The organism is Candidatus Darwinibacter acetoxidans (genome assembly GCF_041936445.1).
Lineage (GTDB): Bacteria > Bacillota > Limnochordia > Darwinibacteriales > Darwinibacteriaceae > DTU010.
Window position 1 is genome coordinate 1 of sequence record NZ_JBHGXH010000073.1, and the last position, 11,780, is coordinate 11,780.

Consider the following 11,780-nt stretch of genomic DNA (forward strand, 5'->3'; position numbering starts at 1 on the left):
AGGGCCAGTATCAAGGCCTGTTCGCTCCGCTGGTAGCGGGCAAACATCTCGGTGGAAAACTGACCGTTACGAAAACGCGGAACATGTAAGGCTATGGTTCCCACCCGGGTGGTTAGTGTATGCGGGCGTGTGCCGTTACGATATCCCTTCCTTTTATCAGTGCGTTCGTATGGTTCGGCTTGAAGCTGTTCGGTGGCTTGCGCCTGCAAAATCTGGTTCAATACCGATTCCAATAACGCTGACACACCGGAATCCTTGTTATTGCCTAAAAATAGACGGTGCAAAAGTTCTTGATCTACGGTAATCTGGTATTGAGCCATTTCAAATTCCTCCTCTCAGAATTTTGGTTTCTCCAACTTCTATTCTAACTGAGGAATTTGTTAATGGCTTTCCTATTTTTTCAGAAAACCATTTTTACACCATTATACGGACTCAACTCGAATTGCGGTCCGCTGTGCGGATCGAGATACATTGCCACCGTGCTTTCTACCTTATGGAACGAGAGGAATCTGGTGCTGAGAGTTGAGCACTGAACTGAGCTCAGCGCCAAGGCAGCAAAAAAGCCCGGCAAAACCGGGCTTCCCTGACATAGTTCACGACAAGAATGTTGTTTTGGGCACTGGAATGCTGCTGGCGCCGTGGCGGGGCCAGAGCCATCTTCCTATTACTCTTTGATCCCTCCCAGGGTCAAGCCGTGGACGAAGTACCTCTGCAGGAAGGGGTATACTGCCACGATGGGTACACTCACAATGATGGTCATGGTGGCCCGGATGGCCCTGGGCGTGACCGTGTTTGTGGTGCCCGCAGCGGCTCTGGACAGCGCCTGGAGCAGCGATCCGGACATGGTGTTCGCGCTCTGCAGGACTTTCATCAGCTCGTACTGCAAGGTGCTGAGCTGAGCGTTGGCGGAATTGTAGAGGAAGGTGTCGAACCAAGCATTCCAGTTGTCCACCGCGATGAAGAGGGCGATGGTGGCCAAGACCGGTTTGCACAAGGGTAGGATGATGCGCAGGAAAATGGTGAACTCACCTGCCCCGTCAATGCGCGCCGACTCCACATAGCTGTCCGACAGGCCAGCGATATAAGTCCGGATGACGATGAGGTTAAAAGCCGAGACCAGCCCCGGGACCACATAGACCCAGAAGCTGTTCACCAGCCCAAGGGAGCGCATGAGGAAGTAGGTAGGCACCAATCCCCCGTCGATGTACATGGTGAGGACGTAGATGAAGGAAACAAGCCTCCTGAACACGAACTCCCTGCGGCTGATGATGTAAGCTGCCATGGCCGTGCAGAAGGTGCCCAAGACAGTGGACAGAATGGTCCTGGCGGCTGAAACCAGAGTTGCATGGTAAATCTGGCTGCGGGTCAGCAGCGTTTGGTAGTTGTACAAAGTGAACTTGCGCGGCCAGAGGGTGATCCCTCCCCTGGAGCTGTCCATGGCGTCGTTGAAAGAGACGGCCAGAGTATTCAGGAAGGGGTACAGGGTGACTACCACCAGGAAAATCAGGCTGAGGTAGATGACCGCATCGATAGCAATGTCCCCCCAGGTTTTGCGTCCAACTCTATGCATGCTTTTCACCCCCACTTTGGTTCCCTAATGATCACTACACCAGCCGCTCCTGGCCCCACCGTTTAGCCAGCTGATTGGCGCTGAACACCAGGATCAAGCTGACCACGCTGCGGAAAATACCGACGGCGGTGGCGAAGGAGTAGCGCATCATCTTGATTCCGTAATCCAGTTCGTAGATGGTGAAGACCCTGGCGTAGTCGATCACTCGTCCGTTCTGGAGCAGATACTGCTGTTCAAAACCGGCGCTTAACACCCAGCCCAAGTTCATGATCAAAAGGACGCTGATGGTGGGCCGGATGGAGGGCAGGGTGATGTACCACATCTGCTTCAGCCTTCCTGCTCCATCGATCATGGCCGATTCATACAAGGTGGGGTCGATGGCCGCAATGGCTGCCAGATAAATGATGGCTCCCCAACCCACTTCTTTCCAGACGTGGGAGACGCCGATGATCCACCAGAACAGAGCCGGTATGCCCAGGAACATGATGGGCTGCTTGATGATGCCCAGGCGCATCAGCACCTCATTGATGATACCTCCATCTGTGGATAGGGCATCCCTCACCAAGTTGGCCGCGACCACCCAGGAGATGAAGTGGGGCAGATAGGATATGGTCTGCACGCTCTTTTTGAACCACATGATCCTGACCTCATTGAGCATGAGGGCCAGGATGATGGAACTGACCGTACCCAGCACCAGCTTGATGATGCTCATGGCCAAGGTATTGCGCAGGACCTGGTAAAAGACGGGGTCGTTAAACAGCAGCCTGAAGTTCTCCAGACCCACCCAGGTCTGCTGCAGGATGCTCTTGCCCGGCCAGTAATTCTGGAAGGCCATGAGCCATCCCCAGATGGGGACATACCTGAAGATAATGACATGAACCAAGAAGGGAATAGTCATGAAAATGAGCATCTTTTGCTGCTTTACTCTATGCCAAAAGGTTCTGCCCCGCGGGACAGCACTTGCTGACGTATTCATGGTTTCTCAACTCACTTGCTTTGGATTTATAGCGTAAAAGGGGTGCCCGAGAGCGCCCCTTTTACATTACAAGAACTCGAAGTCTTACCAGTTCTCCATGCGCCAATCGATGCCCTCTTGATAGACCTTCATCTGCTCAACCATGAGCGGCTTGATATCTCTGACGTAGTTCTCCCAGATGGCCTCGAACTGATCCGGTGAGCTCATCACCAGCTCAGGCACATAGCGGTTGAGGACGTCCTTCATCCTGGTCTCTTCGATATGCGCCGGCGAACCAGCTGGCATGGTGATGGTCCACAGCGGGAAGTACTTCTTGAAGATGGGTTCGTTGAACAGATCCGAGAAGGACTTCACACCGTAGGCATCCATGACCTCTTTCTCCGAATCGGTGCTGTCGGAGTAGATCAGATGCGGCTGCGTATCGGGGAAGAACATGTTGCCGTTTTCGTCAACACCCCTCAGGCTCGGGAAGGCGTTGAAGAAGTACGGTCTGCCGAACACGTTCTGGACCCAGTCGGGATCCCTGAAGAGCTCGAGCTGTTCAGGCGTGCGGTAATAGAGGCCGTTTTCATCTACTTCATAGTGTTCGCCCAGGATACCCCACTGGAGCAGGCGCTGGGTATCTTCCCTGATCAGGTAGTCCAGGAACTTGATGGCTCCCACGGGATCTTTACAGTTGATGGTGATGCCCATGCCCTGCGTGGGCTGTACGTAGGGGATATCCCGCTGCCGTTCTTCAACTAACGGGTCGATCACGATCGGCAGAGGAACGAAGATGCTTTCCGGATTGTCCCTCAACAGGTAGTTCTGAGCTTCCTGCATCTGCCAGAACTGGTTGAACGTGCCCAGTACCCGGCCAGAGCTCAGCTTCTCGATGTACTGGTCGTAGTTGAGGATAAAGGTTTCGGGGTCGATAACACCCTTGTTGTACATCTCGTTCAGCTTCTGGTAGTACCGCTTGGCTGTGGGAGAAGTGTGGTACTCCGTTACCACATAGCGCCCTTGCTGCATAACCGGTACAAACTCACCTTCGTTGGGATAACCCATGAGGTGCTGCGGTACGTTGGTGGTGGCAAAACTGCGCCAGCCGTCGAAGAGGGTGATGTAACCAATGGTGGGTTCGCCATCAATGGTGGGATGTTTGGCCATGTAGTCTTCGATGAGCTGGAAGTACTCGTCCAGCGTCCTGGGGAGCGGCCAGCCATTATCTTTCAAGACCCGCTTGTTGATGAAGAAGCCCAGGGATGGATAACGGGATGTATCGGGGCCGTAGGGAATCGCTTGGATCGGCAGCCAGTACACGTTTCCATCTTCCTGCTTCAGCATTTCCCAATGGTTCGCATACAGACGCTTAATGTTGGGAGCGTGTTCCTCAATCAGGTCATTCAGGGGGATCAATGCCCCGGCGTCCTTCAACAGGCTGGTGAAGTGTGCTGCCACTACCAGGTCGGGATAGTCGCCGCTGGCGATCATCAGTCCGACTTTGGTCTCCAGATCGCCCACTAGGGCTTCCCTGATCAATTTTACGCCTGTTTCTCTTTCGATGATGTCACCGACGATGGTTGAACCGGGGTAATCTGGCAAAGGTTCGCCTGTGAAGACTGTGAATTCCTTGAACTGCTGTGCAAACGCCGTTCCGCCCAAAACAAGAATCAGCAGCAAGGGCAGGAACCAGAATCCTCTTCTCTTCAAAAGTCTTCTCTCCCCTCTAGTCTTAATACCGTGAACAACGCCACTTGCGAGCTTCATTTCAGCGTACTCCCTGCTATCGTCCCCCTTCCCCGGAACTATCCTGATTGGATAATTCTCTTTAATTTGTTAAGTTCCTTTTGGAAAGGCTAACTAGATGCAAACAAATCGGATAAACCCCAGCTAGACCCCTGTGGGTTCGACTAACCCAGCTAGCTCTCCGAATGCTTCAAAAAGAAGCGATCAACCAGAAACTCCATGAGCGGGCTGGGTCCCTGCCTGGCAAACTCCGGCTTGTCGCGGAAGAGCATTCCGAAGGGCTCTTCGTTTGTGTAGGGGGACCAATGGGGCATTGGTTCCCCGGCGGCATCCAGGCCGTTGGGATCGCCGCTTTTGATGAAGTTTGCCCAATAATTGCACATCTGACGGGCCAGATCGTAGTGTTTACCCACAAAGGGCCGCCAGCACTTGGCCAGCGTTTCAAAGAAGAACCACAGGTCCACGGAATGAAAGGCGCCGGGGTTGTCAGGACCCGGAATCTCAGCATCGAAGTTGTAGTAGTAGAAGGGAAGACCACCGCCGTGTTCAGCATTGGCCCGGGCGGCCAGGTGCACCGCGTATTCGATGGTGTTTAACCCCGCCTTTTCCAGAGCCTCTTCCAGGGTAGAGTTGTTGAATTCGATCAGGTCCAAAAACTCCGGCGCCGCATCGGCAAAGAGCTCCTGGGCCAGGTTCTGCAGCTCTTCTTTGGTCTGAACTTGGGGCTTGCTGATGAACTCTGAGGAGGTGTGCCCCGCCAGAACCGGCACCTGCAGGCGCTTGTTTTCCAGGAAGAGCTGGAAGGGATCGCCGGTGCAGAACTGGCCGTCGATCACAGTCCCCCAGAACCGCCCGCACTCCAAGGCCTTGCGGCGGATGAACTCCCCATCCAGCTCCCTAGCCTCCTGCAGCGAAGAGACTCCCAGGTAAGCGAAGAACTCCATTCCAGCCTGTTCCGCTTCCTGGAGGCTGAACCCCCGGGGCGGCCTCCTGTTGTTCGGGTAGAGCGGAGCAAACAGTCCGCTTTGGATAATGGCCCGCTGGCATAGGCCCTGGTTTTGGGGCGAGGTGAGCTGGGCCAGCACACTGCCGCCTCCGGCGGACTGCCCGCCGATAGTGATGTTGGTGGGATCTCCGCCAAAGGCCGCGATGTTTTCCTGAACCCAGCGGACGGCAAACTGCTGGTCCAGGTGGCCGAAGTTGGCCGGTGCCTCCGGCGCCTCTTTGGTGATTTCGGGGTGGCACAGAAAGCCAAACACGTTCAGCCGGTAGTTGATGGTGACCACCACCACTCCCCGGCGGGCGATGCGCTCCCCATCGAATTCCATCTCGGAAGGGTAACCAACTTGCAGCCCGCCGCCGAAGAACCAGACGAACACAGGCAGCCGGTCTTCGGGGCTGGTGGCCGGGGTCCAGACATTCAAGTGCAGGCAGTCCTCGCCCATGGGCACATGGGGATCCACATGCCATTCAAAATCGTAGATATTGTCCTTGTTAATTCCCGGTGTGGCCTGCATGGCGATGGGGCCGAACTGGAAAGCCTCCAAAACGCCATCCCAGTCCGGCGCGGGCTGCGGCGCCCGCCACCGGTTGGGCCCGATGGGCGGTGCAGCAAAGGGAATCCCCTTGAAACTGGTAATCCTGGGGTCGGCCGCGGGCAGGCCCCGCACTAGGCCGTTTTTGATGCGCACTTCCCGCAGCATGGTTTCACCTCTTTCGGGCCCTGGGGCTAATCAAGGGTGAGCAGGATATCCACCGGCTCCGCCGTTTCCACTTTGCCAAAACAGAGCCGGATGAAATTGTAGAATCCGTGGTTCCAGACGCTGAAGTCGTGGCCGCGGCCCTTCAGCACCACTTGGTAGAAGGCTCCCAGGTTATCTCCGGCCGCCTCCCGCAGCCCGTCTGCGGCAGACCGGTAGCTCTGCATGGCAATGGCGTCGGCATCGCCGCAGGTCATGTACAGCAGCTCAATCCTGTGGGGTGAGGAGGCGATGCCCTGCCCCAGGACCGTTCCTGGGCTGGATGTGGGGGCATTGGAAAAGGCACCCACATAGGCAAACAGATCCTGCATACCTTGGGCCAGCACTGTGGGGGCCAGCCCGTTTTGGGGATCACCCGCTGCACCCGTGAAGGCGGCAAAATCATGCCTGTGGCCGCCCAAGGTGAGGTTCAACGCCTGCATACCCCCCATGGAGAGCCCGGCAATGGCCCGGTGCTCCCGGCTGAAGGCGATCCCTTCGGGGGAAGTGTCCGTAATGTCCGCGTAAGTGTTGAAGTTCGCTTCCACAAACGGTATTAAGTCGTGGCGCAGCTCGTAATCGAAGTAGTAAAAGCCCAGCAGGTTGGTCTTCTGGGGATTGAAAGCCGTGTCTGTCCAGTCATGGGCGCTCCTTCCCTCGGGGAAGACCACCAAAAGCGGCTCGATCTCGCCACTGGCGATCAGGTTGTCCAGGACATTGCAGATCACGTACGTATCATGGGCTGTACCGCTGCCCCGCAGCCATTCGTAGCGGGAACCGCCCACCCCGTGCAGCAGGTAGAGCACGTTGTACTTGGTCTCCTGGTCCTCCGGATCATAGCCAGGGGGCAGGTAGATGTAGGCCTGCTTGGTAATGGGCTCGCCCTCTACCGTCTCCCGGCCCGCCTCTTTTGCCTTTAGGCCTTGAGCGGTCACCAGCTGGCGCTCCCTGTTGATATAGTGGCTCACGGGGTAGGAGAATTCCTCCAGGCGGCCCCTCTGCTCCTTGGGGAGAGTCTGCCGGTACTCATAGGGCAGCTGTTTGATCTCGACCATACTTACCACCTCTGCGGCCTGATCCCCGGGGGCCTTGGCGCTGGATTCCTCCAGGCCTGTTTCATAGACCTCCAGCTCGTAAACGTACAGGCTGTAATTGAGCTCCACGGAAGTGGGTCTCGTGACATAAAGCCTGATAAACCTGGCGGGGACGAGGTCTAAAGAACCTTCATAGACGCTCGCGGTATTCCCTTCCACAACATCCTCGTCGCGCCAGGTGATGGCGTCATCGCTCACCTGCAGGCGGAAATCTGCGGCGTTAAACGGGCTTTCTGCCACCTGGCCCCCCAGGGGCCCGCTGCCGTGGAGGCGCACCACCCACCGGCTCAGGAGGAAGTTCCCCTGCAGATCCACCTCCAGCCAGTAGGGGGGCCCTGCAGAAGGTGACCAGCTGGTGAGCCCATCGCCATCCACCGCTCTGGCCGCCCGATCCTCCAGGACGCTGGCCCGTACGGGCTTGTTCAGAGCGATGTTCTTGGATTCAAGGAAGCGGATGGAAAGGGACTTAGCCTCAGCCGCCAGGGCTCTGCCGGGGAAGCTGTCGGTTGTTGTGAAGTGCCAGGCCTCACCCCGCAAGTCTTCCTGGGAGTAGAAGGTGATCAGGTGTTCCCGTTCCACGTCCAGACCAGCCACTTCCTCCAGGGTAAAACCCAGGGCTTCCAATTCAGCGATGCTGTATTCTCCCGGCCTCAAGACACCAAGCCTCTGGCCGGAGCTGCTTAGAAAAGCCACTGCCCCGAGATACTCGGCCCTGTTGGCGTACCACGGTTTTTCCGTATCCACCAACGCCCAAAAGGCGGGTTTGGGCTGCTGGTTGGCATCGAAGAGGAGGGGGCTTTCATCCCGGCGCCAGGATGTGTCGTCGGTAGTTCCCCAGAGGGTGACGCTGGTGATCACATCGCTGTACTTCTTGAACAGCTGGAAAAGCTCTCTGTAGCGCTCAGCCTGTTCCTCTTCGGTAAAGCCCTGCATGCCCACATCCATTTCCGTGATCTGGATCTCCAGTCCCAACTCCGCGTACATGCGGATGGACTGCTCGATCTCGCTGATCCTGGTGTCGTTAACGCTCCAGTGGCCCTGGATGCCCACCCCGTGGATGGGCACTCCCTCGGCCAGGAGCTTCTGCAGCATCTCCAGGGTGCGGGCACGTTTAGCAGGGGCGTCGATGTAGTAGTCGTTGTAAAACAGCTTGGCGTTGGGGTTCACCTCATGGGCCTTGCGGAAGGCGATCTTGATGTAATCTTCACCCAGGATCCGGTACCAGGGGGAGTCCTGCCGGTAGATGCTCCCGCCGGTGTCGGAAACCGCTTCATTGACCACATCCCAGGCGTAGACGGCATCTCCGAAATGGCCCACCACCGCTTCGATGTGCTGTTCCAACCGGTGGATCACCGCCTGGCGATCCTCAGCGGTGATGGTCTCCTTCTCGTAGATCAGCTGGTTGCTGCCGTCCCGGAAAAACCACTGGGGTGTTTGATTGTGCCAGACCAGGGTGTGGCCCCGCACTTTCATGCCGTGTTCCTGGGCAAAGGCGATCATGCGGTCCGCATCGGCAAAGCGAAAGGTGCCAGGCCAGGGCTGGGTGGCGTCGGGCTTCATCTCATTCCCAGCGGTTAGACTGTTGAAGTGGTGGGCAAGCAGCTCACTGTGCTTGTCCAGGGTTTGGTCGGACCACCCGGCGATGCTGACCGCGGCGCCGAGGTCGAAGCAGTCTTTGTAGATCTCCCGCAGCGAAGGCAGCTCACTGACCTGGGCGCGGGCCGGCAAAGTGCCCACAGCCCCAATCAAAAGCAGCAGCAATGCGGCAATAGTCGTGAACTTCCCCTTCAATCGCTAAACCCCCAGTCTTTAGGTTCTAGAGCCCGCGATGCGGAAGTAATCGAAGTCGGCGTAGCCGCCGGCGGTTTCGGTGGCGAAGTTAAAGAGAGCAAACCGATACCCCATAAAGTGGGGGAGGGTGTACACCATCTGCAGAGGGCGCCCCAGGGGGATCCACTCCTGGCCGTTGGTGCTGTAGGAGAGATAGGCTAGGTCTTTTTGGTCCTGGAAATCACAGCGGATCTGGAAGTAGAGGCGGGTTTCGTGGACAGGGATGCGCTCCACCTCCACACACGAGCCGGAGCTGGCCTCGGCCATCACCACAAATCTATCGGTGCCGCACACCTTGACCCCCACAAAACCGTATTTCTCCTGCAGCACCGCAAGGCCGGCGCAATCACCGCTGCGCATACCGGCGGTTTCCACTGCCACGGTCCCTGAGCACTCAGGCCCGAAGGTCCTTTGGGTTAAGGTGTTGCGGGCATCGGTCAAGCCCTTGCTGAGGCGTCCTGTTCGCAGTCGGAGGTAACCTGGGCGCTCACTGAGGGACCAGTTAGCGTTATCCGGATTGTGGTTCCACTGCCAGGTTAGGCCCAGCTGGGGACCGGCAAACTCATCTGAAGAGACGATCTTCAGTCCCTGGCTGGGGCCGATCCCTGTATCCACAGGCACCCGGCCCTGCACTCCAAACACGGGCCAGCCCTCTTCCCAGTGCACAGGAACCAAGTAGGGGATGCGCCCCACCGCGCCGCGATCGCCAAAGAGCAGGGCATACCATTTCCCTTCCGGTGTATCAACCAGCCCGCCCTGGGCGATGCCGGCATGCTGCAATACGATGCGGCCTTCCCAGGGACCCAAGATCTTCTTGGCACGGTAGCAGAGCTGTGTGCGCATGCCTCCCCTGGGCCAGGTGATCAGGAAGATATAGTACATCCCGTTAATCTTGTGGATGTGGGCGCCCTCCGCGGGGAGGGCGATCTCATCCCCAGCCACAGCACTGCTGTTGGGGATGATCATCTGGTTCAGGCCCCCTGGCCTTACGGCGCTGCAATTGGAGGTCAGCTCCAGGATTCGGATGTCTCCGCTGCCGTGAACCAGGTACACTTTCCCATCATCGTCAAAGAGCAGGGACATGTCGTGGAGGAAGGGCAGGGTGTGCTTTTCCCAGGGACCCCCCTGGATATCCCTGGTCTGGAACACAAAGGTTTTCTGCTCTGTCTGGGAACTGAAGACCACATAATAGGTGCCGTTGTGGTGGCGCAGACTGCTGGCCCAGGACCCCTTCCCGTACTCATCCTTGCCGTTTTCCAGGCACTGCTCGTCCTGTTCACCAAGGACATCGTAAACGTAGTTCACGATCTCCCAGTTCACCAGATCCCTGGATTTCATCACGGGCACGCCTGGGTTCATGTGCATGGTGGTGCTGGTCATGTAGTAGGTATCTCCAACCCTGATCACGCTGGGGTCCGGGACGTCCGCCCAGATGATGGGGTTTTTGACGCTCTCCATGCTCTGGTCAGCTCCCCCTCCGCAGGGACAGATCGCGGATCTTCAAACCATTGGCCTTGGCAGATCTGCACCAGCCAACTTCCGCCGCCAGTTTGTAGATCAGCTTGGGCATGTTCATCGTGGTAAACACGTTCTCGCCGCCGAAGCCTTGGCCCACGGAGGAGGCCAGCTGCCTGAGGGCTTGGGCCAGATTCCTTGTGGGGCCAGCACCCAGGGGCACATTCTCGATACTGAGCAGCACGCCGCCTGCTCCAAGTCCGATGCCATAGCCCCAGCGGAGCCCGGCGCGGTGGCACCAGTTCTCCAGTATGTTCAGGGCCCACCTGGCTTGGTGCCCTTCGTAGAACCCGCAGTTCACGATGGCATATACACCCATCTTTCCCCCGGATCTCGCCAGGCTTTCCTCCAGCTGCAGCAGGCAGCTGACCAGATGCGAGGGCAGGCCATCTACATAGAGCGGAAGGGCGAAAATCAGTGCATCACAATCGCCTATACCCTTGGCATCCTGGGGAGCCAGCTCTGGCCTGCCCAAAGAAAAGGCTGCTGTGACATGGCCCTCCTGCTCCAAAAGGGGCTGGAGATACTTCAGGATACAGCCGGAGGCGCTGCGGTGCCGCTTGGGGCTTCCATTGATCAGAGCGACTTGCACGGCAGCCGGCCCTCCATTTCCTCGGGAATCTGGAAAAACTCAACGCCTGCGGCCTCCCACCACAGATTGATGGTGTTGGCCTCAACTAGGCCCCGAGCTGTATGTTTTTCCTGTTCGGTTGTATCACCGTAGAACCAGACCTCAAGGCGGGCCCGGTTGCTGTAGCGCCGCCTGTGATGCATTTCTCCGTTCTTGTTTACAAAGAAGGGGTGGATGTAGGAAATGCTGCGGTCCAGGACATTTTTCACGAAGGGGCTGAAACCGCCGTAACAGCAGCGGCTGATGATCAGTACCTCCTGGCATCTGGCGAAAAGCTCACCCAGATCGCCATAGTGATCCCGGATGACACAAGCACCGGGCGTTTTGACCCAACAGCCGAAGCAGCCCAGACAGTGGTGGATGGGCGCCTCGGGGGAAATGATGTGCAGATCGCCAAGCTGCCCAGGAAAGAGCTGCTTAAAGCAGTCGGGTTCCAGATCGTGGATTACTAAGCGCATCACTCCACCGCCGTTTTACATAACTGCGATCCAATCACCGCTTTACATCATAAAGATTTTCTCAAATCTTCCACCGCCTTCCTTCCAACCGGACACAAAAAAGAACCGCATCCCTGCGGTTCTATCCATCTTCTACCAAAGGATTTTAGCCCTCAACTCCGTCCCACCCAATGAATCATGCTCCAGAAGCGGATCATCCATCGCCCACTGCAACGACTGTTTTGTTTCAACTTTCTCAT

At 57.2% G+C, this 11,780-nt stretch carries 9 protein-coding genes; all 9 read right to left on the minus strand.

Annotation, left to right across the window (positions count from 1 at the left end):
- Positions 1 to 320 (minus strand): transposase (locus ACE4YL_RS02615; protein WP_461369145.1); only part of this gene is annotated, 320 nt, incomplete at its 3' end.
- Between the two features lie 344 nt (positions 321 to 664).
- Positions 665 to 1,570, minus strand: coding sequence for a carbohydrate ABC transporter permease (locus ACE4YL_RS02620; protein ID WP_461358733.1), 906 nt, complete (start codon positions 1,568 to 1,570; stop codon positions 665 to 667).
- A gap of 34 nt (positions 1,571 to 1,604) precedes the next feature.
- Positions 1,605 to 2,468, minus strand: coding sequence for an ABC transporter permease (locus ACE4YL_RS02625; RefSeq protein ID WP_461364972.1), 864 nt, complete (start codon positions 2,466 to 2,468; stop codon positions 1,605 to 1,607).
- 162 nt (positions 2,469 to 2,630) lie between these two features.
- A complete protein-coding gene (locus tag ACE4YL_RS02630; protein WP_461358735.1) occupies positions 2,631 to 4,238 on the minus strand; it encodes an extracellular solute-binding protein in 1,608 nt (535 codons plus the stop codon).
- Positions 4,239 to 4,447: 209 nt separating this feature from the next.
- Positions 4,448 to 5,977: a carboxylesterase/lipase family protein gene (locus ACE4YL_RS02635; protein ID WP_461358736.1), complete on the minus strand. Its 1,530-nt coding sequence runs from the start codon at positions 5,975 to 5,977 to the stop codon at positions 4,448 to 4,450.
- A 26-nt stretch (positions 5,978 to 6,003) separates the two neighbouring features.
- The gene (locus ACE4YL_RS02640) at positions 6,004 to 8,898 is read right to left on the minus strand and encodes an endo-1,4-beta-xylanase (RefSeq protein ID WP_461364971.1); all 2,895 of its coding nucleotides are present in this window, start codon (positions 8,896 to 8,898) and stop codon (positions 6,004 to 6,006) included.
- Between the two features lie 18 nt (positions 8,899 to 8,916).
- Positions 8,917 to 10,395 (minus strand): glycoside hydrolase family 43 protein, encoded by a 1,479-nt coding sequence (locus tag ACE4YL_RS02645; RefSeq protein WP_461369146.1) that lies wholly within the window; start codon positions 10,393 to 10,395, stop codon positions 8,917 to 8,919.
- A 7-nt stretch (positions 10,396 to 10,402) separates the two neighbouring features.
- Complete coding sequence (locus ACE4YL_RS02650) at positions 10,403 to 11,044, minus strand: hypothetical protein (protein WP_461358739.1); 642 nt, start codon at positions 11,042 to 11,044, stop codon at positions 10,403 to 10,405.
- Entirely contained in the window at positions 11,029 to 11,541 is a 513-nt protein-coding gene (locus ACE4YL_RS02655; protein ID WP_461358740.1) for a flavodoxin family protein, read from the minus strand. Before ACE4YL_RS02655 ends, ACE4YL_RS02650 begins: the two co-directional genes overlap by 16 nt.
- Positions 11,542 to 11,780 lie beyond the last annotated feature (239 nt).

Excerpts from the sequence above, each read along its gene's own strand:
- ACE4YL_RS02620 (WP_461358733.1), bottom strand. The coding sequence starts at position 1,570 with ATGCATAGAGTTGGACGCAAAACCTGGGGGGACATTGCTATCGATGCG.
- ACE4YL_RS02625 (WP_461364972.1), bottom strand. The coding sequence starts at position 2,468 with ATGACTATTCCCTTCTTGGTTCATGTCATTATCTTCAGGTATGTCCCC.
- ACE4YL_RS02635 (WP_461358736.1), bottom strand. The coding sequence starts at position 5,977 with ATGCTGCGGGAAGTGCGCATCAAAAACGGCCTAGTGCGGGGCCTGCCC.
- ACE4YL_RS02645 (WP_461369146.1), bottom strand. The coding sequence starts at position 10,395 with ATGGAGAGCGTCAAAAACCCCATCATCTGGGCGGACGTCCCGGACCCC.
- ACE4YL_RS02655 (WP_461358740.1), bottom strand. The coding sequence starts at position 11,541 with ATGCGCTTAGTAATCCACGATCTGGAACCCGACTGCTTTAAGCAGCTC.